Origin of the sequence: Bifidobacterium sp. 2450 (assembly GCF_041900695.1) — a bacterium.
In the GTDB taxonomy this organism is placed as follows: domain Bacteria; phylum Actinomycetota; class Actinomycetes; order Actinomycetales; family Bifidobacteriaceae; genus Bifidobacterium; species Bifidobacterium longum.
Genome location: NZ_JBHEEA010000016.1, coordinates 1 through 24,741, shown reverse-complemented (window position 1 = coordinate 24,741; position 24,741 = coordinate 1). Strand labels below are relative to the sequence as shown.

The following is a 24,741-nucleotide window of genomic DNA, read 5'->3' as shown; positions in this document are numbered from 1 at the left end:
CAGAGCCCGGCCCACTGCTATATCCAAACGGCTCCTCATGGGGCGGTAACTATCCCATGGGGCGGTGATTTCCTCATGGGGCGGTCGCTGAAAACGGCATTATTCCGCGAAAAGAGGAAATGTGCTAACCGCCCCATGGGGAAGTTACCGCCCCCATGGGAAACAGGAGAACGCTGCAGACCTCAGTTGTGGCTGCCGTCGGTGCCGTCAGTAGAGGTGGGGTTGTCGCCGCCGTTATTGTTGTCGCTATTGTTGGACTCATCTTGAGACTTCTGCTGTGCCTCTTGGTCGGCCTTCTGCTGAGCCTCTTCCTGAGCTTGCTTGGCGGCATCTGCCTGCTGCTTGGCCTGCATCGAGGCGGTGACGTCGGACTCGGCCTTCTGCAGTTTAGAAATCGCATTGTTGACGTCGGATTCGGACGGACTGGTCCCGTTCATCACCGTATTGGCCTCGGTGATGGCGTTTTGCAGCGCGGTGCGGGTGTTTTTATCGGCCACACTGCCCGCGGAATTATCCAGCGTGCCCTGCGCCTGCGAAATAGCCGAGCTCAGCTTCGATTTCAGTGTGTCGGTATCGGCCGTCGCCTTTGAAGTATTAACGGCCTTGATCGCATTGTTGATGGCATCCGTCTTGTCAGCCATGTCGCTGGCATCATTCTGCAGCTCTTTAGTGTGAGACTTCAACTCAGTGGTGTTGAGGCTGGAATCGCACTTGGCGATGTCAACCGGATTGCCGGCGTCTTGCAACGCCTGATTCAGCGTGGTGAGCGTATTGGCATCGGCCACATCGCTGGTGGATGTTTGCGCGCTGGCTTGGCCATTGGATATGGCGGTGGTGAGCTTCTTCTGGGCATTCGTGTACTGCTTGGCCGCTACCTTGCATTCGACCAATGCCACGGCTTGGCTCGCCTTGCTGCTGTTGGAATGCCACCAGAGCAGGCCGGCGACAACCAGCGCTATCACGGCGACTACTGCTACGGCAATGCCGACGATTTTGCGGGTGTTCTTTTTGCCGCTACCGCCGTGACGAGGCTCGGCGCCATCGGAATCGTCCTCATCGGAGACCTGATTCAACGGAATGGAGGGAGGCATCACAGCAGGCTGAGCCTGTGCCGAAGCGGCCAGGGCGGCCGGTTGGAACACCTGTGTGGCCGCAGCATCATCGGCAGACGCTACTTGCGTTGCCGGCATGGCAACGGTCTCACCGGATACGGTGGATGATGCGCCGTATGCCTGTGTGGCCGCGGTTTCGGCATTCGGCATGGCCTGAGCTTCGAAAGGCTGTGTTGCCATGACCTGATCAGGCTGGAACGCCTGTGTTGCCTCGGCATCTACCGCAGGCTGCTCGGCCTGATTGGGTTGGAACGCCTGTGTCGCGGCGTTTGAAGCTATCGAAACAGGCGATGTCGCCGGTGCCGCTGGTGCGGCTGGTGCTGCTGGCGTCACCGGCGCTGTCGGTTCCACCGGGCGGAAGCTTTGCGTCGTCTGATCCCAAACGTATTGCTGCTGGCCGGGCGCAGCGGCGATTGGTGTTTCGGATACTACTGGCTGCGTGGCTGCTGCCGGCTGTGGTGCTTGTGCGGCAACCGCAGCCGGGAATTGCGGCGAGAACGGTTGCGTCATGGCCGGATCGATGGGCTGCGTCGGCTGTACGGGCTGCGTGGGTTGTGCGGGCTGTGCAAACTGCGCAGCCCGCACAGACTGCACAGACTGCGGGAACTGCAGAGCCGGTGTGGCTTGTGCCGTGGGTTCCGTGCTATATGCTGCTGTCTCTTGCCCGGGAATCGGAGGAACCGTTGGCCTGACCGGCTTTTCGTGCTGCTGGAAGTCGAACTGGAACCCGCCATCGCTGTTGGTCATGACATCTCCTTGGGATTAAGCAAATGGCCGGCATCCGCCGGCCGAATGGTACGTCGCAACGCTCAGTCGTCGATGTGCGCGCGGTAGAAATTCTCGTAGGAACGGCTCGGCGTCGGACCCCGCTGGCCCTGATAATGCGAGCCGGTGCCCTTGGAGCCATAAGGGTGCTCAGCGGGCGAGCTCAGCTGGAAGAAGCACATCTGGCCGATTTTCATGCCAGGCCATAGTTTGACCGGCAGCGTCGACACATTAGACAGCTCAAGCGTAATATGCCCCTCGAAACCGGGGTCAATGAAGCCCGCAGTCGAATGGGTGAGAATACCCAATCGGCCCAGTGAGCTCTTGCCTTCCAGACGGGCGGCAATGGACGGGTCCAACTTGACGTATTCCCACGTGGAACCCAGTGCGAACTCGCCGGGGTGCAAAATCCACGGTTCGTCGGGAGCCACCTCGAACTGTTCGGTGAGTGCGCCTTGGTTTTCCGCCGGATCGACATAGGTGTAGGCGTGGTTATTGAACAAACGGAAGTACCGATCCAATCGCACGTCGATGGAAGCGGGCTGCACCATTTCGGGGGTCCACGGATCAAGTGAGATATGACCTGCGGACTGTGCGGCGAGAATGTCGCGGTCGGACAGCAGCATGTGAAAAACTCCTTGGGCAAATAAATACTGCCTTCAAGTCTAGCGCCTTGGGCGGAAACGTGAGAGGCTCCTCACGCTTCTGCGGTCCATCAATCGCAAGTATTCTCAGGTTTTTCTCAGAGAAACTTAGAGGTAGACCCAGAAAGCAGTGGTTATATAAAAGATGTCAGCGGAAAGCTGATCAGGAGCCGCAGCAGTTCCCGACAATTGAACCCCCTTTCTTCTTCTCTCTCCTTTCTCTCCCCGGCGGGTAACCGCCGGGGTTCTTTTTTGTGCCCTGAATCAGGGTTATAGGCCAAAATCATTCCCCCGAATGACCGCCATTCCCAAGCCATAGCGGTACACTAGCTGTGTGATCGGCAGGAAGGGGGCACCGATGGCCCGCAACGATGAGGACTACGATTTCTTCGGCGATGGTCAGTATGACGATTCGCGCAGCTCACGTCGTGCACAGAATCGACGCCCATCCAGGCGGAATGCCGGCCGGCGATTTGCCGCTACAAAAGCCAGCAGCCCAACGTCGATGTTGTGCCGCAGACTTGCCGTTGTCAGCGGACTGCTAGCCGTCGTGGTATCGGCCACCTCGGCGGTTCATGAAATCGCGCCTTACGTCATTTCCTTTATGCCGGCAGTGCCAGGACGATACATTGCGTTGACTGCGGCGGTGCTTATCGGCATCACCCTGATTCTGGTCATCGCTGCGCGAGTCACCATGCCTCGGTACGCCACTCACGGGGGAGTGGGCGCGGGCGGCATCATCGCACTGGTGTGCGCCATAGTTTGCTTGGTTATCGGCGTGGCCGTGGGCGTATTGTTCCCGGAAGGACTGATTCAGCAGTCGAACGACAAGGCACCCGTCGAAGATACCGCACAGATGGAGCAAGACATCGAACAAGCTGCCGGCGCGTGCAAAGAAGGATGGCAGGGGCTTGATACGGGCGGTTTGCCGGGCATCACCACCGTACAGATGTGCACTGATCCGAGAGTGGCCTTCGTATCCTTTGAATCGGAATCGTCCGCAGCCATCATCCGGGCACCTATCGAAAGCAAGATTTCCGAACTGCTGAGCCAATACGCTGATAATGAGCAAACGAAAGGTGATTGGCGATTGCTGAACGGCAAACGCTGGATGGTGTTCGGCGAGGCCAGCAAGATGACCGCACTGCAGCAGCAGTGGGGCGGCGAACTTGAGACAATCACCGCAGCCACAGACACCGCAGACAGCGGTAACGCCTGATAGATTGCCGGTATCCCTTGGAAAGTCCCAAGGCGATTCGGCGCGGATTACCCAATGTGATTGAAATCATGGTCCATCGTTTTCCGCACAGCGCGCAAGACCTCTATATTGGATTGGTATGAGCAAAGAAGCGAATGCCAGCCAGCCCCTGATCGGCCGCGAATCCACCACTGTGCCCGGACGTTTTGGCGAGCCACTCACCGTGGAACACAGCGTCACCTCGCGCGGCGGCTTCGACCAGCATGCCGCGCATCCGCTGTTCCTGTGCCTGCATGGATGGGGATCCAGCGAAGAAGACATGGCGGACATCATGCGCCTCATCGCTCCGTATAACGATTTCGTGGCATTGCGCGGGCCGCTGACACTCGCGCCGGCCCGTGAGGGCAGTCCCGACCCCGGCAACTACGCGTGGTTCCACGATGCCCTGCCTATCGGCGATGATCGTGACTACGGCGTGTATGCCGCCGCCACAGCAGTCGACCGATGGGTGGCCGATAACATTCCCGCTGACCGTGACGTGGTGCCGCTTGGGTTTTCGCAAGGTGGGCTGGTCGCCGTGCATTTGTTGCGTATCAACCCCGAGCGGTACCGGGCCGTCGTCTCCCTGTCCGGCTTCAACGCACCCGGTCAGGTGCCCGGCACGGCCCCCGCTGACTCTCGCCTGGCCGATTACGATATCCCCGTGTTCTATACGTACGGCAAGAACGATGGCGTAATCCCGAAATACGAACTGTTCGCCACCGCCGCTTGGCTGGAAGAGCATACGTGGCTGAAAACCAAGAGCTACCACGGTCTGGATCACAATGTGAGTCTTGAGGAGTTCGCCGATTTGCGCCAGTGGCTACTTGACAACGACATTACTTCTGGCTGACTCGGTCATAGACTGTTCTCCCATGAGCGAAGTGAGCACTGCAAGCACTACTGCACATACTGAAGAGAATCACACGGGAATAGCAATCCCCAACTTGGCTCCCCTCAGAGAAGGGAGCCAAGGAAACTAGATGCCGGAATCAGCGTCCACTTGCATAACGTAAATGTTGCGCCTTAGGGAGCGGGCTTGGGCTCGGTTGATGTCGCCGGCTTCGTACATGTCCTGAATCACACCGAGTTCGATACCGTAGCTCTCGCGCTTTACGTCCTCGACCTGCGTGATGGTTTCCGTAGTGCCGCTCATATTCGGACGTGCCTGCAATGAAGCCTCGGCACGACGATAATCCAGCAACAGTGCCGAACAATGCTCGGTGTTGTACGTATCCTGGCCCATCTCGTCAATAAGCCGGCCGATAACATGATGAATCGCCTCGACCTGCAGTTCGCGGGTGCGCGCGAAAATCTGGTCCTCGCTCACCAATGGTGTGGTGTGGCGAATCTTGGACACCGTGCGTTTGGCATAATTGCTCATCTGCCGCTGGAACATGCGTACACGACCGCGAATCTGCGATACCGCGTGCCCTGAAGTCGGATCAGTGGAAGTGTGACGCAACGTATTCATAATCTGGTCAAGCATGCGCTCGCAGGTTTCGACGTTCAGCTCTTGCGTGGCCGTATCCGCCGCCGGATGTGCTTTGGTGTCGGCAAGCCGGTCGCGCACGAATTCCTTTTCCCAATGCAGCGCTTCGATCTGCAATTGCTCGAATCCCTGAGGATCGGTATCGCCGATGCGCTGCTGCAATCGCCCGATGCGCTTGGTGTACTGGTCGATTACCATCAGAATCGCACGGCGATTCTCTGGCGTGATGCGTCCGGTCAGTTCCTCCACCGTGGCGCGTAACACATCGATGGTCACCGGAATTATTTCCGCGCTGGGATCCTTGCCACGGTTCGGGGCCAATAGCGGTAACAGGAAGTTGGCCAGCAGCAAGGTCACGATAATCACGCCTGACGCAATGAAAATCAGCTCGTCACGCATCGGGAACGGCGCACCGCCGGCGATGTAATACGGGATGGTGAACATCAATGACAGCGTGATGGTTCCCTTGGGGCCGCCAAAGGTCATCACTGCGGCCGAGCGCCAGCGTTCGGGTGCCATTTTGCGGCGCTGGCCGGTGATTGTATCTCGCGCAACGCGCAGCATGGCCGCAATCCAGAAGAATCGGAGCGCGATTACCACCAGAGTGACCAGCAGAATAATGCCGATCAGCGCGGTATTGCTGATATACGGGTCAGACCAGCTGGCCCTCATGGCGCGCGGCAGCTGCATGCCCAGAAGAATGAACACCGCACCGTTGAGCGAGAAACTCAGCACACCCCATACTGAAGTGGAAACGATATTCGTGCGTGCCACATTCGGCCCCACGCCGGTACGGTCGAATCGGATGAACAGGCCAGCGGCCACCACCGACAGAATGCCGGACACATTGAATTCCTCCGCGCCCAAATACAGCAGGAAGGGCAGGAACAGTTCCATCAGAATACGTGTGGTAGTGGTTTCCCAGCCGAGGGATCGCACGGTCTCGAATAGCCAGTTGGCCACTGCTGCTATCACCAGGCCAAATAAGGTGCCGCCAAAGAAGGAGATCACGAATTCGCCGGCGGCCTGCCCCACGGCGAATTCTCCAGTGAAGGCGGCGGCCAGAGCGAACTGGAAGCCGACGATGCCGGAAGCGTCATTGAAGAGTGATTCGCCTTTCAGCACGCTGCGCTGACGCTGCGTCAGCGAGGCTTCTTTACCGAGGGAGCTGACGGCCACCGCATCGGTCGGGCCGAGTGCCGCGCCGAGTGCTAAGGCTGAGGCTAAGGTGATGGACGGCCAGACGGCATGCAAAGTGAATCCGACCACCGCCATCGTGACGATAGCCAGTCCGATAGCCAGCGATAGGCTCAGATCCAGCGTTTTCAGCAACGCCGACTTATCGATTTCGTGGGCTTCCAAATACAGCAATGGCGCGATAAACAGCACCATGAACAGTTCCGGGTCGAGCGTCGCATCCGGGAAAAACGGCAGATACGTAACCAGCACGCCCAGCACAATCTGGACCAGCGGCGTGGAGACTTTGGGCACGAAGCGACTGACAAACGAGCTCACCACCACCGCCGCAATGATGCATAGGATGAGCTCAAATACCGCCATGTTGCCGCCTTCTCGTATTTTTTCCACCAAAAGTATAGGGGAACCATGAAGAAAACGTTAAGCTTGCGGCCGATTATGCACATCATGAGACGATATGAGAAAAAGGCATACACTCGTTGGTATGGAATATGATGAGGCGATGCGTCACGCACTGGAACTGGCCGGTCAGGCTGCAGCCGCTGGTGACGTACCGGTTGGTGCGGTGGTGCTGGATGCGGCCGGCCAGATTGTCGGGCGCGGATACAACACGCGTGAGGCTGATGGTGACCCGCTTGCCCACGCCGAAATCATCGCCATGCGTCAGGCGGCCCAAGCCTTGGGCGCTTGGAATCTCGCCGATTGCACTCTGGCCGTCACACTTGAGCCGTGCCCGATGTGCGCGGGTGCCTGCATTCAGACCCATATCGGCACCATCGCGTTCGGTGCCTGGGATCCCAAGCTCGGTGCGTGCGGTTCGATTTGGGATATTCCGCGCGATCCGCATATCGGCCATAGTCCTGAAGTGCACGGCGGCGTGTTGGAAGGCGAGTGTCAGTCCATCCTGACTGATTTCTTCGCCCAGCGGCGATAGACACGGACGCATTACTTACCTCACGCAACCAACACGCGGCACCAAGGCAACATATTCCATTTCTTCTACCATCGAAACCAGTAGTGCAATGCCAATCCACACACGTCGAAGGAGGCAATATGGCCGAGAACACCTCCACTTTCACCGGTGCCGCCGCTGACGGTACCGCACTCACCGCCGTCTACCTGACCCAGCCCGCCGCCAATGTGGCGATCGGTCTGGTGTTTGCCGGCAGCGACCTGCCGCGCATCGTCCACTGGGGTCGCCCGCTGGCCAAGCCCGACACCCTGCTGGCCGCCTATGACGCCTTGAAGCCGCAGCGCGTGTCCGGCGCGCTCGACGACACCGTTTGGCCGTCCATCCTGCCCACCCAGGCCGAAAGCTGGATCGGCGAGCAACGCGTGGTGCTGCGCCGCGCCGGCATCGAGCTCTTCCCCAAGTTCACCGTGACCAACATCGAGACCGGCGGCGTGCTGGAAGCCACCCTCGATGCCGTGTCCGGCGAAAGCTACACCGATGTGGCCGGCCATGCCCGCGCCACCGGCCCGGCCCGCGTGCCCGGTGTCATAGTCACCGCGCGCGATGAGGAGCAGGGCGTGGAAGTCGAATGGCACCTCGAACTGCTCCCCGGCGGCCTGGCCCGTCAGAAGGCCACCGTAACCAACCTGTTCGGTGCAGACGCCGGAGCCCCGCTCGAGATCGGCAAGATCGAGCTCGGCTTCCCGCTGCCCGAATCCGTCGGCGAAATCCTCACCACCACTGGTCACCATCTACGTGAACGCAGCCCGCAGCGCCAGCCGCTGGCCGTCGGCCGTTTCGAAAAGCCGCAGCTCGCTGGCCGCCCTGACTTCGACGCATCCCTGCTCCTGACCGCCGGCGTGCCCGGTTTCGGCTTCGAGCATGGCGACGCCTATTCGGTGCACGTGGGCTGGAGCGGCAACTCCGTACTGTCCGCCGAACGTCTGCCCTACACGACCGGCGTAATCGGCGGCGGCGAACTCCTGTTCGGCGGCGAAGTGACGCTCGCCGGCCCCGGCGAAGGCCAGAACTCCTACGACACCCCGTGGCTGTTCGGCTCCTATGGCGATGGCCTCAATGAGATCGCCGCCCGCTTCCACTCCTACGTGCGCTCTCTGCATCCGCGCCTGTTCTCGCACGGTCGTCCGGTGATCCTCAACACGTGGGAAGCCGTGTACTTCGACCACAACTTCGATACGCTGAAGGCGCTCGCCGACAAGGCCGCCGACTCCGGCGTGGAACGATTCGTGGTGGATGACGGTTGGTTCGGTTCCCGCCGCGACGACACCTCCGGCCTCGGTGACTGGCAGATTGCGCAGGACGTCTGGCCCGATGGTCCGAAGTCCCTGAAGGCGCTCGCCGACTACGTGCACGCCAAGGGTATGGAATTCGGCTTGTGGTTCGAGCCGGAAATGGTCAACCCCGATTCCGATGTGGCCCGTAACCACCCCGATTGGATTCTCTCGCCCACCGCTGGCCGACTGCCGCTGCAGGGCCGCACTCAGCAGGTGCTCGATCTGACCAATCCGGATGCGTTCGACTACATCTACGGCTGCATGGACCAGCTTGTCGGCGAGCTCGGTATCGACTACATCAAGTGGGACCACAACAAGCTCGTCACCGAGCCCGGTTCCCGCCGCTCCGGCCGCCCGGCCGTGCACGCGCAGACCCTTGCCGTCTACAACATCTTCAAGGGCCTCAAGACCGCGCATCCGGGCCTTGAGATCGAAAGCTGCTCCTCTGGTGGCGGCCGCGTGGATCTTGGCATCCTAGAGCACGCCGATCGTATCTGGGTCTCCGACTGCGTGGACCCGGTCGAGCGCGCGGACATCCAGCGCTACACCTCGCTGCTGGTGCCGCCGGCGATGATGGGCGAGCACGTGGGCGCCAGCCCCGCACACTCCACCCAGCGCGCCACCAGCCAGGAACTGCGCATGGCCATGGCGTTCTTCGGCCACATGGGCATCGAATGGAACCTGTTGAAGGAGCCGGACGAGGCGCTCGCCAAGCTGGCCGTGTGGGTGGCCGAATTCAAGAAGCACCGCGACTGGTTCGCCATCGACACCTGCGTGCACGCCGACTCCAACGATCCGGCCGTGCGTCTGGACGGTATGGTGATGCCGAACCGTGACGCCGCCATCTACCGCTTCACCCAGCTGACCACCAGCCAGACCTATCCGGCCGCGCCCGTGTACCTGCCCGGACTTGACCCCGAGCGCACCTACCGTGTCAGCCCGCTCGACCCGAGCTTGGATTTGACCGGTCTGATCAACGGTCAGAGCACTCTCGGCTGGTGGAACGAGGAAGGCGTAGTCCTGACCGGCGAAGCCCTGCAGCGCTACGGCATCCGTCCCCCGTCCCTCCACCCCCAGCAGGCAGTATTGCTCAAAGCCGTGGCGGAGTAACTGTGGCGACGCAACGTTCTTGGCTCCCCTCTCTGAGGGGAGCCAAGAACGGCCTACCCAATATGCTTCACAATCACGCGACTGGCGGCGGCTTTGGCCCAGAGCTGCCAGTCGTGGTTCATAATCGTGAACTTGACCGGCTGGGTCTGGCTGTGACGATAGAAACGAATGCCGTCACGCAGCGAATCGGTGCCGAGCTTGGCCAAAAACGCGGACTCCCCGGCAATCATCACATGCCCGGGCATCGCGATGTTCGCCACCGTAGCCACCAGCGATCCCAACCGGAAACACGTCCGGTTCACCAACTGCGTGGCTTGCGGCACGCGGCCCTTGGCATCGCGCGCAAAGTCCTCAAAACTGACCGCGCGACCCACAATCGCAGAGTACTGTTCGGCGATCGAATCGTCAGTCAAGCATTGTGAACAGCCGATATGTCCGCTGGTGCAGCGCGGCCCCTCCGGATCGATAAGCACGTGGCCCACCAGACCATAGCTCTTATCCGGGTACTGCACTGGCTTGCCGTTCACGGCCAGCGAATAACCAACACCCACGCCGATGGTCACCACGGCGAACATATCCACGCCGACACCCGGCCCGAACCAGGAGGCATCCACCAGCAGAGAATCGATATCATTGAACACCCCGCACGGCAGGCCGGTCGCCTCTGTGACCATCGTCCCCAAGTCCGTGGCCCCGTCCCAATGCAGGAACGGCGCGAACGTCACAATCGAATCGTCGACCACATGCCCACCTACCGCAACGCCCACCGCAGTGGGGGAGGGTAGTCCGGAAGAGGCGATATCGGCGGAACATTCGCGCACCAGCCGCGTGATGGCCGACACCACATACTCAGCCGATTGATCCGCCCCGATCGGCACCTCGTGCCGGCCGGACACCACCTCGCCATGCGCGTTCACCGCAGCGGCCACAATCGACATCCCATGAACCTTGACACCAATGAAGGTGCGTGCGTTCGAACACAACACCAGCGAAGTCTGCGGGCGTCCGCGACGATCCGAACTTTCCCTTGGCGTGAATCGCTCGGGCAGCTTGCCTGACGGGCCGGCCTCGGCCGGAAGCTCCTCGATCACCCCGGCGTAGATCAGATCGCTGGTGATGCGGGACAAGGCCCCTTGGCTCAGTCCCAGCATCTGTGCCAACGTAGTGCGGGCTATCGGCCCGTATTGGGCAATTGCCGCCGCCACGCGATGCGTATGCTCGGATCCGGAAAACCACTGTGGAATCGCGTTGGCATCAGACATGCAAGCCCCTTCGCTGTATTTATTGCGTTAATCACAAAATACCGCGCTTTTTGTTGCTCGCGCAAGTGGGCTCGCTGGCGCTGGGAATGAAATGGCCGAACCGTTACCTTGGAAAGTGGAAGAACCGCCGGCATCGAAGCCGGAGGAAAAGAAAGATAAAGGAGTCAACAATTATGCTGTCCGATTCCCCACATGTAACGCCTAGACTGAAGCGTCTGGCCGTGCGCACCGCCGCCGTGGTGTGCGCGATCGCCGTCGGCTTCGGCCTGGCAGGCTGCGGCTCCAGCACCGCAGGCACCGTCACGCTGGATTTCTTCCAGTTCAAGTCCGAGGCCGCCGACCAGTTCAAATCCATGGTTGCCGACTTTGAGAAGCAGAACCCGACCATCAAGGTCAACATCAACAACTCCGCCAACGCCCAGACCGATCTGCGCACCCGTTTCGTCAAGAATCGTGTGCCGGACGTGATCACCTTCAACGGCGACATCAGCTTCGGCAACTTCGCCGCCTCCGGTGTGTTCTACGACTTCACCGATGAACCCATTGTGGACACCCTCAACCCCGGCATGGTGCAGATCGCCAAGAATCTGGTGCAGACCACCGATTCCTCCAAGAAGCGCCTGTACGGCCTGCCCTTCGCGGGTAACGCCTCCGGCTACATCTACAACAAGGCTCTGTTCCGCAAGGTTGGCCTTGACCCGGAGAACCCGCCGACCACCTGGAGTGAGTTCACCGATATGCTCAACACCTTCAAGGACGCCGGCATCAACCCGCTGCAGGGTTCCGTGGCCGACGCCTGGACCACCCAGGCACCGCTCGCCTCCCTGGCCGGCACGCTGGTTCCCGAATCGAAGTACACCGAGCTCAAGCAAGGCAAGACCACGTTCCAGGAACTGTGGAAGACCGCAGTCGAGAAGGAATCTGAGCTCTTCACCTACTCCACTGCGGACACCGGCGTCACCTACCAGCAGGGCACGCAGAATTTCGCCCAAGGCAAGGCCGCGATCATCCCGCTCGGCACCTACGCCATCCCACAGATCCTGCTGATCAACCCCGATATCGAACTTGGTTTCGCCCAGATGCCGGCCACCGATGACGCCAGCGAGCAGATCCTCACCGCCGGCGACGACGTGATGCTCACCATCGGTGCGGACACCAAGTACCCCAAGGAAGCGATGAAGCTCGTCGAATTCCTCATGCAGAAGGATCAGCTTGACGCCTACGCCGACGCCCAGTCCGCCATCACGCCGCTGAAGGACACCTACTTCGGCAACGATGCGCTGGAAACCGTGCGCCCGTTCTTCGAGGAAAACCGACTGGCCGACTTCTGCGACCACTACATTCCTTCGTCCATCAACATCGGCGGCTACCTGCAGACCATGGTGACCTCCGGCAACACCGACCGCTTCCTGAACCAGATGCAGACCGAATGGGACAAGGTCCAAGCCAGGACCTTCGAGTGATCGGTAGGAGAGGAGAACATCATGTCACACGCAACCGCAACCAAGACCGCTGCCAAGTCGGCTGCCAAGAAACCGGCCAAGAAGAAGGTCTCCGCCTTCTCCACCCGCAAAGTGGACCCCGCCTACTACTGGATGGTGGTTCCGGCGGCCATCATCTTCGCCTTCTTCCTGTACCTGCCATTTCTTGATGGCGTAAAGTATTCCTTCACCAACTCGCAGGGCTACGGCGATTACAAGTTCGTCGGACTGAAGAACTACATCGCCCTCTTCCAGGACAACCGCGTGGGCCACGCCTACCTGTTCACGTTCCTCATCGCCATTCTCATCACGGTGCTGATTAATGTGATCGCCCTGTTCCTGTCGGTGCTGCTGAACTCGAAGATCGCTTTCAAGAATGGCTTCCGAGCCATCTTCTTCATCCCCTACACCCTCTCCGTGCTGGTCATCGGCTACGTGTTCAAGTACATCTTCATGAACCCGCTGCCCGAACTCGGCAAGGCGCTGGGCATCAAGTGGCTGTCCACCTCGCTGCTGACCAATGAGCAGCTCAGCTGGATCCCGATCGTCTTCCTCGCCGTCTGGCAGGGCATCGCCTACTCGGTGCTCATCTACCTCGCCGGCCTGCAGACCATCGACGACGAAATCTACGAGGCCGCCGCCATCGACGGCGTCAACGCCTGGCAGAAGTTCTGGAAGATCACCTTCCCGCTGATCGGACCGTTCTTCACCATCAACCTCGTGCTGTCCATGAAGAACGCGCTCGGCACCTTCGACCAGGTCGTCGCCTTGACCGAGGGCGGCCCGAACTCCTCCACCGAAACCGTCACCTACCTCATCTGGAAGGGTGGCCTGACCGGTGGCGAGTACGCCTACCAGACCGCCAACGCCGTGCTCTTCTTCATCGTGCTGGCGATCATCGCCTTCGTGCAGCTGCGCATCTCCCGCAGCCAGGAACAGATCTGATTTAGGGGAGGAAAGAAATGACTACTGCAACAGTTACCCCGTCCAAGGCCGGCAAGCCCGCCAAGATCCGCAGGGATCACAACATCAACTGGTGGCTGACCGCCGCCGTGGCCGTGCTGAGCCTGACCATTCTGATCCCGCTCTACTTCACCATCGTCACCGCGCTGAAGACTCCGGCCGAAGCCGGCACCTTCGCCCTGCCCACCTCGTGGCAGTGGCACAACTTCGCCGACGCCTCCGCCAAGGTCAACTACCCGAAGGCCGCGCTCAACTCCGCGATCATCACGGTGGCCGCCGTGGTGCTCACCCTGCTGACCAACACCTTCGTGGCCTACGCCGTGGCCCGCAACATGGATAAGCGCTTCTTCCGCTTCCTGTACTACTTCTTCATCGCCGCCATGTTCGTGCCGTTCCCGGTCGTCATGCTGCCGATTGCGAAGCAGATGGGCTCCCTGCACCTGGACAACCAGGTCGGCCTGATCATTTTGTACACGGTGCTTGGTTTGGGCACGAACCTGTTCATCGCCACTGGCTTCATCCGCTCGATTCCGGTATCGCTTGAAGAAGCTGCCCGCATCGATGGCGCATCCACCTGGCGCATCTTCTGGACCATCATCTTCCCGCTGATGAGCCCGATCAATGCCACCATCGCCATCCTGACCGCACTGTGGGCCTGGAACGACTTCCTCCTGCCGTTGATCATCCTGACCGATCAGTCGAACCAGACGATTCCGCTGGCCCAGTACGTCTTCAGCTCGCAGTTCGCCACCAACTACCCGATGGCCTTCTCCAGCTACCTGATGGCCATGGCCCCGATCCTCATCGTCTACATCTTCGCCCAAAAGTGGGTCGTCGGTGGTGTGATGAGGGGAGCGGTCAAGTAGCGTTTCACTCTAGCTCCCCTCTCTGAGGGGAGCTGTCAGCGAAGCTGACTGAGGGGAGCATCGGCCGCCCGCTCAAGTAATTACTTTCCGCCACACCAAAATAACAGCCCGATGGGAATGAAACCATCGGGCTGTTTCAATATAACTACAAGCCATCCGGTCAACAACGATGTTCGCTCACCCACGTAGAAAGGTTTGGAATCATGACTACTTCGCAGCGTACCGCAATCCCCGACGCCATCCGCACCAACGGCGCCACCCCCAATCCGTGGTGGTCCAACGCGGTGGTCTATCAGATTTACCCGCGTTCTTTCCAAGACACGAACGGCGATGGATTCGGCGATCTTAAGGGCATCACGTCGCGTCTTGATTACTTAGCTGATCTTGGCGTGGATGTGCTGTGGCTCTCCCCGGTCTATAAGTCCCCGCAGGACGACAACGGCTATGACATCTCTGACTACCAGGATATCGACCCGCTGTTCGGCACGCTCGATGATATGGACGAGCTGCTGGCCGAGGCCCACAAGCGCGGTCTGAAGATCGTGATGGATTTGGTGGTCAATCACACCTCCGATGAGCATGCCTGGTTCGAGGCGTCCAAGAACAAAGACGACGAGCATGCGGACTGGTATTGGTGGCGTCCGGCTCGTCCCGGCACCACGCCCGGCGAGCCCGGCGCCGAGCCCAATCAGTGGGGCTCCTACTTTGGCGGCTCCGCATGGGAATACTGCCCCGAGCGCGGCGAATACTTCCTGCACCAGTTCTCGAAGAAACAGCCGGACCTCAACTGGGAGAACCCTGCCGTGCGCCGCGCTGTGTACGACATGATGAACTGGTGGCTTGACCGAGGCGTCGACGGCTTCCGTATGGACGTCATCACCCTGATCTCCAAGCGCACCGATTCGAACGGCAAGCTGCCGGGCGAGTCCGGCTCGGAGCTTGAGGATCTTCCTGTGGGCGAGGAGGGCTATTCCAACCCGAATCCGTTCTGTGCGGACGGCCCCCGTCAGGATGAATTCCTGGCTGAAATGCGACGTGAGGTATTCAAGGGGCGTGAAGGCTTCCTGACTGTGGGCGAGGCGCCAGGCGTCACGGCTCAGCGCAACGAGCACATCACTGATCCGGGCAACGGTGAATTGGACATGCTCTTCCTGTTCGAGCATGTTGATTTTGATTGCGAAGGTACCAAGTGGAAGCCGCTGCCGCTTGACCTGCCGAAATTCAAGAGCATTATGGCCGGTTACCAGACCGCCGTGCAGAACGCAGGATGGGCCAGCCTGTTCACCGGCAACCATGATCAGCCGCGCGTGGTCTCCCGCTGGGGCGACGACTCCGCGGAGGAATCCCGCGTCCGTTCGGCCAAGGCTCTTGGTCTGATGCTGCACTTGCACCGCGGCACCCCGTACATCTATCAGGGTGAGGAACTGGGCATGACCGACGCCCACTTCACTCGTCTCGACCAGTACCGTGACCTTGAATCCTTGAATGCCTACCGGCAGAGGGTCGAGGAGGCCAAGGTGCAGTCGTCTGAGTCAATGATGGCCGGTCTGGCCGCGCGCAGCCGCGACAACGCGCGTACTCCGATGCAATGGGACGGTTCCGGCTACGCCGGTTTCACCGCTCCGGACGCCGCCACTGAGCCATGGATTTCCGTGAATCCGAATCATGCCGAGATCAACGCCGCCGGTGAATTCGATGATCCGGATTCGGTGTACTCCTTCTACAAGCAGCTCGTTGCGCTGCGTCACAACAGCCCGGTCGTGGCCGCCGGCGACTGGCAACTGATTGACGCCGCTGATCCGCACGTCTATGCCTTTACCCGTGAGCTCGACGCTGAGAAGTTGTTGGTCGTAGTCAATATGTCCAGCCGAACCGTTGACCTGCCACGTGAGGCTGCCGAACTAGCCGCCGTCGGAATCACCGAGCCGAATGTGGTGATCAGCACGTATGACGCTCCGCACACCGTGGTCTCCCTTGCCAACCGCGAGCTCGACCCGTGGGAGGCAGCCGTCATCCAGTTGTAGTGCATTGAGTGCCTTCCTCCGCCCAAAGAGGTACTTCGGGGCTATCCCGAAATGCTATCTGTCTTGAGAGAGGTACCGTAACGCCAAAACCCCGAGTATAAGCGTTGAAAAATCAAGGCTTATACTCGGGGTTTTCGATGCTCGGTACCCCTGTGAAAGCAGATAGCTGTCTGCAAAAGGCCGAATGTACCTCTGTGAAGCGAGATAGCCGGTGTCTCTCGGCATTGTGATGCTTACAATGGAAAGCTATGGAACAAAAGGATGTTTTGAAGGCGCTGCAACGTGATCATGCAGCCGAACTGAAGCTGGCCGCCAAACGTCTCAAAGGGACTGCCCGTCATACGGAGATCATTCCTTCTCCGGTGCTGAGCGAGATGACCGGCCATGAGATTCTCCTGAAGCCGGAAAACCTGCAGGTCACCGGATCCTTCAAGATTCGCGGCGCGTACAACAAGATCGCATCGCTCACCGAAGGGCAAATCGCCCGTGGCATCGTCACCGCATCCGCAGGCAATCATGCCCAGGGTGTGGCCTATGCGGCCCGTGAGCGTGGTGCGAAGGCCACCATCTGCATGCCGCAGATCACCCCGCCGCTGAAGGTCGATGCCACCAAGGCCTACGGCGCCGATGTGGTGCTGTACGGCGATGTGTTCGACGAATCCGCCGCCCACGCTGCTGAGCTCGCCGACAAGGAAGGTATGATTTACGTGCCGCCGTTCGACGATTACGAAGTCATCTGCGGCCAGGGCACCATCGGTCTGGAGATCCTCGAAGACGTGCCGAATGTCACTGACGTGGTCGTGCCGCTCGGTGGTGGTGGTCTGGGTGCCGGCGTGGCGCTCGCCATCAAGACATTCAAGCCTGAAGTGCGCGTAATCGGTGCGATTCCGGAGGGCTCCCCGGCCTGGAAGGACTCGCTGGCCTCGGGCCATGTGTCTCCTGCCGATCAGGTGGTCACCTCCGCAGAAGGCGTTGCGGTCAAGCACCCCGGCGACCTGCCCTTCGCTCTGATCAACGAATTCTTGGACGATCTGGTCACCGTCACCGAGCGTGACATCAACGAAATGATCCTGCTCATGCTCGAGAAGCATAAGCTGGTGGTCGAGGCGGCCGGCGCCGTTTCGCTGGCTGCGCTGGAACACCTGAACCTGCGTTCGCGCAAGTTCGCCGCCGCCACCGGCCCGCACGTGGTGGTTCCGATTATGTCCGGCGGCAACATCGACACCGTGACCATGGGTGCGGTGATTCAGAAAGGTATGATCGCCCGCGGCCGCATCATGAACTTCGAGGTCGAGCTGCCGGATACTCCGGGTCAGCTCGTCAAGGTGGCCACCCTGCTTGCCGAGCAGCGCGCCAACGTCATTCAGCTTGATCACGACCAGTTCAAGGCATCCGGCCACTACACCAACGCGGTGTCTCTCGGCGTCACGGTCGAGACCAACGGCCCCGAGCACATCGACCGCATCCTCGTGGCACTCAGGGAAGCTGGATTCCAGCCTAAGCGCATCTACTGATTCCAATACCGCTGGCGGGAGGCCGCGCAGAAGTGTGTTCCAATACCTCCCGCTGGCGGGAGGTGGCGCAAAAGCGCCGGTGGGTGGGTTAAGCACAATCATCAGTTGCTTAACCCACCCACCGGCGCTTTCGTTATGCTGAGGGCTACTTGTTCTCCGCAATCGTCTCGTCCACCAACTTCGGCAGGGCAACGGCGATATCCTCATGAATCAAGCGGCTCGCAAGATGGTCATATTGCGTGTGACCCATATTCATAATGGTGATGGGCACGCCTGCCTGCGCGGCCACCGGCACAATGCTCGCCGCCGGGTACACCTCAAGGGTCGATCCGATTACCCATAGTTCGTCGGCTTTGGTGGCCAGGCTGTACGACTTCTCCATCGCTCCGTCCGGCAGCGCCTCACCGAAATACACCACATCAGTTTTGATAATGCCATTGCATGGCATATCGCCGCGATACTTCAGTTTGCGATGGCAATGTGGATCGGGTTCTTCATCCAAACGGGCCATGATGTCCGCCGTGGCATATTCCTGATGGCACTTCATGCAATGCGAGGTGCCGATAGTGCCGTGCAGGTTCACGATGACGTTGTCGCTGTTGCCGGCCTTCTCATGCAGCGCATCGAAGTTCTGCGTGGCCAGCAGCGTCAGCATGCCGGCTTGTTCCAGCTTGACCAGCGCCTTATGCGCAGTGCCGGGCTGCGCATTCCATACTGGCGATTCCTTTTGCCAGCGCCAGGAGTACTCGCGGTCCTCTTTGTTGCGCAGGAACAGATCGATGTCGTAAACGCTCATTTGGTCAGGATGCTTGGTCCACACACCGTCTGGACCGCGGAAATCAGGGATGCCGGCGGACGTGGAAATGCCCGCCCCGGTTAATACAGCAATCTTCTTGGTCACAACTACAGGTATACCCGCGATTCATGAACGAAATCCGATGACGGAGCGCTGTCATGTGCCGATTGTGCGCCGGCAGTGTGGTTGCCGAGAGATGAACGCAGGGCCGACAAGCTGAAAACTCTCGCGACACGCCAGCCGAATAGTGGATTTGATGCTTTTCAGAAACATTTGAGGGGTTAACCTAGCCTCATCAGAGCAAAGTGGGCTCTGTGCGACACGCCGGGGGAATCGTGTGATTGCAACGGTTCCTGAGGTTTTTGCGCGCCTCGATTTGCGCGAATTCAAACATGCGTGTAAGTTATTCACCTGTTGCCGCTCAGCGCGGCGGGTTCCTTCCTCTGGTTGGTCGCCTGCTTTGCTGGTGTGGTGGTGGTTTGAGAACTCAAGAGCGTGTTTGTACTACTTCTTTATAGTCAATGATTGCCAGTTCATCGTCAGCCTTGTCTTTTGTGGCGGGGTGCCCCGGGAGGGGTTGAATGATGGTGGGGTTTTTTGAGGGCGTCCTTCCTTAAGGACGTGCTCGTCAATTTTTGTTTTGAGAGTCATCTGTTCGGATGTTTTTCATGAAGTTTTTTTGTGGAGGGTTCGATTCTGGCTCAGGATGAACGCTGGCGGCGTGCTTAACACATGCAAGTCGAACGGGATCCATCGGGCTTTGCTTGGTGGTGAGAGTGGCGAACGGGTGAGTAATGCGTGACCGACCTGCCCCATGCACCGGAATAGCTCCTGGAAACGGGTGGTAATGCCGGATGTTCCAGTTGATCGCATGGTCTTCTGGGAAAGCTTTCGCGGTATGGGATGGGGTCGCGTCCTATCAGCTTGACGGCGGGGTAACGGCCCACCGTGGCTTCGACGGGTAGCCGGCCTGAGAGGGCGACCGGCCACATTGGGACTGAGATACGGCCCAGACTCCTACGGGAGGCAGCAGTGGGGAATATTGCACAATGGGCGCAAGCCTGATGCAGCGACGCCGCGTGAGGGATGGAGGCCTTCGGGTTGTAAACCTCTTTTATCGGGGAGCAAGCGTGAGTGAGTTTACCCGTTGAATAAGCACCGGCTAACTACGTGCCAGCAGCCGCGGTAATACGTAGGGTGCAAGCGTTATCCGGAATTATTGGGCGTAAAGGGCTCGTAGGCGGTTCGTCGCGTCCGGTGTGAAAGTCCATCGCTTAACGGTGGATCCGCGCCGGGTACGGGCGGGCTTGAGTGCGGTAGGGGAGACTGGAATTCCCGGTGTAACGGTGGAATGTGTAGATATCGGGAAGAACACCAATGGCGAAGGCAGGTCTCTGGGCCGTTACTGACGCTGAGGAGCGAAAGCGTGGGGAGCGAACAGGATTAGATACCCTGGTAGTCCACGCCGTAAACGGTGGATGCTGGATGTGGGGCCCGTTCCACGGGTTCCGTGTCGGAGCTAACGCGTTAAGCATCCCGCCTGGGGAGTACGGCCGCAAGGCTAAAACTCAAAGAAATTGACGGGGGCCCGCACAAGCGGCGGAGCATGCGGATTAATTCGATGCAACGCGAAGAACCTTACCTGGGCTTGACATGTTCCCGACGATCCCAGAGATGGGGTTTCCCTTCGGGGCGGGTTCACAGGTGGTGCATGGTCGTCGTCAGCTCGTGTCGTGAGATGTTGGGTTAAGTCCCGCAACGAGCGCAACCCTCGCCCCGTGTTGCCAGCGGATTGTGCCGGGAACTCGCGGGGGACCGCCGGGGTTAACTCGGAGGAAGGTGGGGATGACGTCAGATCATCATGCCCCTTACGTCCAGGGCTTCACGCATGCTACAATGGCCGGTACAACGGGATGCGACGCGGCGACGCGGAGCGGATCCCTGAAAACCGGTCTCAGTTCGGATCGCAGTCTGCAACTCGACTGCGTGAAGGCGGAGTCGCTAGTAATCGCGAATCAGCAACGTCGCGGTGAATGCGTTCCCGGGCCTTGTACACACCGCCCGTCAAGTCATGAAAGTGGGCAGCACCCGAAGCCGGTGGCCTAACCCCTTGTGGGATGGAGCCGTCTAAGGTGAGGCTCGTGATTGGGACTAAGTCGTAACAAGGTAGCCGTACCGGAAGGTGCGGCTGGATCACCTCCTTTCTACGGAGAATTCAGTCGGATGTTCGTCCGACGGTGTGCGCCCCGCGCGTCGCATGGTGCGGCGGTGGCGGGGTTGCTGGTGTGGAAGATGTCGTTGGCTTTGCCCTGCCGGTCGTGCGGTGGGTGCCGGAGTGGTGCGGATGCGCTTTTGGGCTCCCGGATCGCCACCCCAGGCTTTTTTGCCTGGCGCGATTCGGTGCCCGTCGTGCCCGAGGGCCGGCCGTGTGCCGGTGCGGCGGCGTGGCGGTGCGTGGTGGCTTGAGAACTGGATAGTGGACGCGAGCAAAGCAAGGGTTTTCTGGATCCTTGTTTTGCTGTTGATTTCGAATCGAACTCTGTTGTTCGTTTCGATCGTTTTGTGATCATTTTTAGTGTGATGATTTGTCGTCTGGGAATTTGCTGGAGGAATCTTGCGGCGCATGCATGTTGCGTGTGTGTTGCTTGCAAGGGCGTATGGTGGATGCCTTGGCAGACAGGACCGATGAAGGACGTTTGAGGCTGCGATATGCCTCGGGGAGCCGCCGACAGGGCTTTGATCCGAGGATTTCCGAATGGGGGAACCCACCGACCGTCATGGGTCGGTACCGGCTTCGGCCGGGGGGTACGCAGGGAAGTGAAACATCTCAGTACCTGCAGGAAAGGATATTCCGTGAGTAGTGGCGAGCGAAAGCGGATGATGGCCAAACCTTGCGCGTGTGATACCCGTCGGGGGTTGCGCGCGGGGTGTTGCGGGATCGCGTGCGCCGGCTCCGACGGGCCGGCCGGCAGTTGCAGAAAACCATGTGTCAGGGGAACCGGGTTGAATACCGGGCCGCAGAGGGTGAGGGCCCCGTACCTGAACGCGCATGGTCTGCCGATCGCGTCTCCCAAGTAGCACGGGTCCCGTGGAACCCCGTGCGAATCCGCCCAGACCGTTGGGTAAGCCTGAATATTCCTGTCTGACCGATAGCGAACGAGTACCGTGAGGGAAAGGTGAAAAGTACCCCGGGAGGGGAGTGAAACAGTCTCTGAAACCGTGCGCCTACAATCCGTCGGAGCCCTTTTGTGGGGTGACGGCGTGCCTATCGAAAAATGAGTCTGCGAGTCAGTGGCATGTGGCGAGCATAACCCGTGTGGGGTATGCGTAGCGAAGGCGAGTCTTAAAAGGCGTTTAAAGTCGCGTGTCCTGGACCCGAAGCGGGATGATCTAGCCCTGAGCAGGTTGAAGCGCGGGTAAGACCGTGTGGAGGACCGAACCCACCTGGGTTGAAAACCGGGGGGATGACTTGGGGCTAGGGGTGAAAGGCCAATCAAATTCCGTGATAGCTGGTTCTCTCCGAAATGCATTTGGGTGCAGCGTCGGGTCATTACGTCCCGGGGGTAGAGCTACTGGATGCTTGCGGGCCCGTATCGGGTACCAACAGCAACCAAACTCCGAATACCGGTGACGCGTATCCCGGCAGTGAGTCGGCGGGGGATAAGCTTCGTCGTCGAAAGGGAAACAGCCCAGACCGTCGTCTAAGGTCCCGAAGCGTGTGCTAAGTGGGAAAGGATGTGGAGTCGCATAGACAGCCAGGAGGTTGGCTCAGAAGCAGCCATCCTTGAAAGAGTGCGTAACAGCTCACTGGTCTAGTGGTTCCGCGCCGACAATGTAGCGGGGCTCAAGCACACCACCGAAGACGCGGCAGTGTTTTGTACTGGGTAGGAGAGCGTCCCATGAGGGGCGAAGCGGCCGTGTGAACGCGCCGTGGACTTCATGGGAGTGAGAATGCAGACATGAGTAGCGAGAGACGGGTGAAGATCCCGTCCGCTGGATGACCAAGGGTTCCAGGGCCACGTTCATCGTCCCTGGGTGAGTCGGGTCCTAAGGCGAGGCCGACAGGCGTAGTCGAATGGATGAACGGGTCGATATTCCCGTACCGGCTTTCAGCCGCCAAAACCGAGGCAGTGAGTACTAACCTCCGGCCGCGGGCTTACCTCCACTTCGGTGGTGGGATGCCTTCGGGCGTTGGGACCGTAGCTGTAGTAGGTCAGCGCAGGAGTGACGCAGAGGGGTAGCCGGCCGCGGAGGTGGTCTTCCGTGGTCAAGCACGCAGGGCGTGGGACAGGCAAATCCGTCCCGCGTGTGCCCGAGGTGCGATGATGGGGGCCGTTCGGCCCGATATCCGGTGATCCCGGCTGCCGAGAAAAGCTTCGGCGTCAGGCTCAAAGCCGCCCGTACCCCAAACCGACACTGGTGGTCAGGTAGAGAATACCAAAGCGATCGAGCGAATCCTGGTCAAGGAACTCGGCAAATCACTCCCGTTCCTTCGGTTTAAGGGAGACCCCCGATGGTGAACCGCCTCGCGCGGGGAGCTTTTGGGGGTGGCACAGACCAGGGGGTAGCGACTGTTTACCAAAAACACAGGTGCATGCGAAGGCGCAAGCCGCTGTATATGCACTGACGCCTGCCCGGTGCCGGAAGGTTAAGAGGATCCGTCAGCCTTTGGCGAAGCGGTGAATTCAAGCCCCGGTAAACGGCGGTGGTAACTATAACCATCCTAAGGTAGCGAAATTCCTTGTCGGGTAAGTTCCGACCTGCACGAATGGCGTAACGACTTCCCCACTGTCTCGACCAGGAGCTCGGCGAAATTGCAGTACGAGTAAAGATGCTCGTTAAGCGCAGAAGGACGAAAAGACCCCGGGACCTTTACTATACCTTGGTATTGGCATTCGGTGTGGATTGTGTAGCATAGGCGGGAGGCCGAGAGGCGCGGTCGCCAGATCGCGTGGAGCCGCAAGGTGAAATACCGCTCTGTTCGCATTGGATGTCTAACCTCGAACGGTCATCCTGTTCAGGGACAGTGCCTGGCGGGTAGTTTAACTGGGGCGGTTGCCTCCCAAAGAGTAACGGAGGCGCCCAAAGGTCCGCTCAGCCCGGTTGGCAATCGGGTGGCGAGTGCAAGTGCACAAGCGGGCTTGACTGCGAGGACGACGGTCCGAGCAGGGACGAAAGTCGGGACTAGTGATCCGGTGCCGGTGTACGGACGCGGCATCGCTCAACGGATAAAAGGTACCCCGGGGATAACAGGCTGATCATTCCCAAGAGTCCATATCGACGGGATGGTTTGGCACCTCGATGTCGGCTCGTCGCATCCTGGGGCTGGAGCAGGTCCCAAGGGTTCGGCTGTTCGCCGATTAAAGCGGCACGCGAGCTGGGTTCAGAACGTCGTGAGACAGTTTGGTCTCTATCCTCTGCGCTCGTTGGAATGCTGAGGAGGCCTGCCCATAGTACGAGAGGACCTGGGTGGACGAACCTCTGGTATGCCGGTTGTCACGCCAGTGGCACGGCCGGTTGGCTACGTTCGGGAGGGATAACCGCTGAAAGCATCTAAGCGGGAAGCCTGCTCCAAGATAAGCATTCCGTGCAGCCTCGAGCTGCTGTAGTCCCCATGCAGAACACGTGGTCGATAGGCCGGACGTGGAAGCCCCGCGAGGGGTGGAGCCGACCGGTACTAACGGACGAAAGGCAACACTGACATTCCGACCCCTGGCGGTTGGACCGCATCTTCCTCCTGCAAACGACACCAGACGGCAATGAGCATTGTCTGGCCACAAGACGAAACATCGACATATTCGCGTCCGCTATCCGGTTCCCAGGCCGCCACAGGCCGGCAGACCCCAGCGTCTGGCCGTATAAGAGAAGATTTGCGGCGGCCATGGCCCAGGTGAGACGCCCGGTCCCATTCCGAACCCGGAAGCTAAGGCCTGGCACGGCGATGGTACTGCACCCGACAGGGTGTGGGAGAGTAGCACGCCGCCGCACCACACGTACAGGAAGCCCCTTGGAGCACACGCCCCAAGGGGCT

The 24,741-nt window shown here is 59.8% G+C and carries 14 protein-coding genes and 3 rRNA genes; 12 read left to right on the top strand and 5 right to left on the bottom strand.

The window, feature by feature from the left end; translation table 11 throughout:
• Positions 1-182 precede the first annotated feature (182 nt).
• Together ACEUKI_RS09020 and dcd are read right to left on the bottom strand one after the other, a co-directional pair.
• Positions 183-1,859, bottom strand: a complete 1,677-nt coding sequence (locus ACEUKI_RS09020) for an FIVAR domain-containing protein (protein WP_080785703.1) — start codon at positions 1,857-1,859, stop codon at positions 183-185.
• 62 nt (positions 1,860-1,921) lie between these two features.
• Positions 1,922-2,503: a dCTP deaminase gene (gene dcd / locus ACEUKI_RS09015; protein WP_007051821.1), complete on the bottom strand. Its 582-nt coding sequence runs from the start codon at positions 2,501-2,503 to the stop codon at positions 1,922-1,924.
• 376 nt (positions 2,504-2,879) lie between these two features.
• Between dcd and ACEUKI_RS09010 the strand changes: the two genes are divergently transcribed.
• Together ACEUKI_RS09010 and ACEUKI_RS09005 are read left to right on the top strand one after the other, a co-directional pair.
• Complete coding sequence (locus ACEUKI_RS09010; protein WP_144169290.1) at positions 2,880-3,740, top strand: hypothetical protein; 861 nt, start codon at positions 2,880-2,882, stop codon at positions 3,738-3,740.
• A gap of 118 nt (positions 3,741-3,858) precedes the next feature.
• Positions 3,859-4,611, top strand: a complete 753-nt coding sequence (locus ACEUKI_RS09005; RefSeq protein ID WP_374156759.1) for an alpha/beta hydrolase — start codon at positions 3,859-3,861, stop codon at positions 4,609-4,611.
• 126 nt (positions 4,612-4,737) lie between these two features.
• Here the strand turns inward: ACEUKI_RS09005 and ACEUKI_RS09000 are convergent, their stop codons facing one another.
• Entirely contained in the window at positions 4,738-6,810 is a 2,073-nt protein-coding gene (locus ACEUKI_RS09000) for a sodium:proton antiporter (protein ID WP_080785706.1), read from the bottom strand.
• 121 nt (positions 6,811-6,931) lie between these two features.
• Between ACEUKI_RS09000 and tadA the strand changes: the two genes are divergently transcribed.
• Both tadA and ACEUKI_RS08990 read left to right on the top strand, forming a co-directional pair.
• Complete coding sequence (gene tadA, locus ACEUKI_RS08995; RefSeq protein WP_186289841.1) at positions 6,932-7,381, top strand: tRNA adenosine(34) deaminase TadA; 450 nt, start codon at positions 6,932-6,934, stop codon at positions 7,379-7,381.
• Between the two features lie 119 nt (positions 7,382-7,500).
• On the top strand, positions 7,501-9,804 hold the full coding sequence (locus ACEUKI_RS08990; protein ID WP_374156758.1) for an alpha-galactosidase: 2,304 nt from the start codon (positions 7,501-7,503) through the stop codon (positions 9,802-9,804).
• Positions 9,805-9,857: 53 nt separating this feature from the next.
• Here ACEUKI_RS08990 and ACEUKI_RS08985 read toward each other — a convergent pair whose 3' ends face one another.
• The gene (locus tag ACEUKI_RS08985) at positions 9,858-11,066 is read right to left on the bottom strand and encodes an ROK family transcriptional regulator (RefSeq protein ID WP_131238935.1); all 1,209 of its coding nucleotides are present in this window, start codon (positions 11,064-11,066) and stop codon (positions 9,858-9,860) included.
• A gap of 173 nt (positions 11,067-11,239) precedes the next feature.
• On the opposite strand from ACEUKI_RS08985, the gene ACEUKI_RS08980 reads away from it, so the two are divergent.
• The 5 genes from ACEUKI_RS08980 (at position 11,240) to ilvA (ending at position 17,914) form a co-directional block, all read left to right on the top strand.
• Positions 11,240-12,529 (top strand): ABC transporter substrate-binding protein, encoded by a 1,290-nt coding sequence (locus tag ACEUKI_RS08980; RefSeq protein WP_144169285.1) that lies wholly within the window; start codon positions 11,240-11,242, stop codon positions 12,527-12,529.
• A gap of 21 nt (positions 12,530-12,550) precedes the next feature.
• Complete coding sequence (locus ACEUKI_RS08975; RefSeq protein ID WP_374156757.1) at positions 12,551-13,492, top strand: carbohydrate ABC transporter permease; 942 nt, start codon at positions 12,551-12,553, stop codon at positions 13,490-13,492.
• A gap of 17 nt (positions 13,493-13,509) precedes the next feature.
• Entirely contained in the window at positions 13,510-14,376 is an 867-nt protein-coding gene (locus ACEUKI_RS08970; protein WP_080785711.1) for a carbohydrate ABC transporter permease, read from the top strand.
• A 203-nt stretch (positions 14,377-14,579) separates the two neighbouring features.
• Positions 14,580-16,400 (top strand): alpha-glucosidase, encoded by a 1,821-nt coding sequence (locus ACEUKI_RS08965; RefSeq protein WP_374156756.1) that lies wholly within the window; start codon positions 14,580-14,582, stop codon positions 16,398-16,400.
• A 248-nt stretch (positions 16,401-16,648) separates the two neighbouring features.
• Complete coding sequence (gene ilvA, locus ACEUKI_RS08960; protein WP_374156755.1) at positions 16,649-17,914, top strand: threonine ammonia-lyase; 1,266 nt, start codon at positions 16,649-16,651, stop codon at positions 17,912-17,914.
• Between the two features lie 145 nt (positions 17,915-18,059).
• On the opposite strand, the gene ACEUKI_RS08955 is transcribed toward ilvA, so the two are convergent.
• On the bottom strand, positions 18,060-18,815 hold the full coding sequence (locus ACEUKI_RS08955; RefSeq protein WP_007051834.1) for an NAD-dependent protein deacetylase: 756 nt from the start codon (positions 18,813-18,815) through the stop codon (positions 18,060-18,062).
• A 573-nt stretch (positions 18,816-19,388) separates the two neighbouring features.
• Here ACEUKI_RS08955 and ACEUKI_RS08950 point away from each other — a divergent pair.
• The 3 genes from ACEUKI_RS08950 to rrf all read left to right on the top strand — a co-directional run bounded on the left by ACEUKI_RS08950 (position 19,389) and on the right by rrf (position 24,698).
• A 16S ribosomal RNA gene (locus ACEUKI_RS08950) occupies positions 19,389-20,914 on the top strand.
• Positions 20,915-21,347: 433 nt separating this feature from the next.
• Positions 21,348-24,411, top strand: a 23S ribosomal RNA gene (locus ACEUKI_RS08945).
• Positions 24,412-24,581: 170 nt separating this feature from the next.
• Positions 24,582-24,698 (top strand): 5S ribosomal RNA (rrf, locus tag ACEUKI_RS08940).
• The 16S, 23S and 5S rRNA genes sit together here, the layout of an rRNA operon.
• The last annotated feature ends 43 nt before the right edge of the window (positions 24,699-24,741 follow it).

What these genes read in the sequence shown, in the direction of transcription:
- ACEUKI_RS09020 (WP_080785703.1), bottom strand. Translation starts at nt 1,859, where the DNA reads ATGACCAACAGCGATGGCGGGTTCCAGTTCGACTTCCAGCAGCACGAA.
- dcd (WP_007051821.1), bottom strand. Translation starts at nt 2,503, where the DNA reads ATGCTGCTGTCCGACCGCGACATTCTCGCCGCACAGTCCGCAGGTCAT.
- ACEUKI_RS09010 (WP_144169290.1), top strand. Translation starts at nt 2,880, where the DNA reads ATGGCCCGCAACGATGAGGACTACGATTTCTTCGGCGATGGTCAGTAT.
- ACEUKI_RS09005 (WP_374156759.1), top strand. Translation starts at nt 3,859, where the DNA reads ATGAGCAAAGAAGCGAATGCCAGCCAGCCCCTGATCGGCCGCGAATCC.
- ACEUKI_RS09000 (WP_080785706.1), bottom strand. Translation starts at nt 6,810, where the DNA reads ATGGCGGTATTTGAGCTCATCCTATGCATCATTGCGGCGGTGGTGGTG.
- tadA (WP_186289841.1), top strand. Translation starts at nt 6,932, where the DNA reads ATGGAATATGATGAGGCGATGCGTCACGCACTGGAACTGGCCGGTCAG.
- ACEUKI_RS08990 (WP_374156758.1), top strand. Translation starts at nt 7,501, where the DNA reads ATGGCCGAGAACACCTCCACTTTCACCGGTGCCGCCGCTGACGGTACC.
- ACEUKI_RS08985 (WP_131238935.1), bottom strand. Translation starts at nt 11,066, where the DNA reads ATGTCTGATGCCAACGCGATTCCACAGTGGTTTTCCGGATCCGAGCAT.
- ACEUKI_RS08980 (WP_144169285.1), top strand. Translation starts at nt 11,240, where the DNA reads ATGCTGTCCGATTCCCCACATGTAACGCCTAGACTGAAGCGTCTGGCC.
- ACEUKI_RS08975 (WP_374156757.1), top strand. Translation starts at nt 12,551, where the DNA reads ATGTCACACGCAACCGCAACCAAGACCGCTGCCAAGTCGGCTGCCAAG.
- ACEUKI_RS08970 (WP_080785711.1), top strand. Translation starts at nt 13,510, where the DNA reads ATGACTACTGCAACAGTTACCCCGTCCAAGGCCGGCAAGCCCGCCAAG.
- ACEUKI_RS08965 (WP_374156756.1), top strand. Translation starts at nt 14,580, where the DNA reads ATGACTACTTCGCAGCGTACCGCAATCCCCGACGCCATCCGCACCAAC.
- ilvA (WP_374156755.1), top strand. Translation starts at nt 16,649, where the DNA reads ATGGAACAAAAGGATGTTTTGAAGGCGCTGCAACGTGATCATGCAGCC.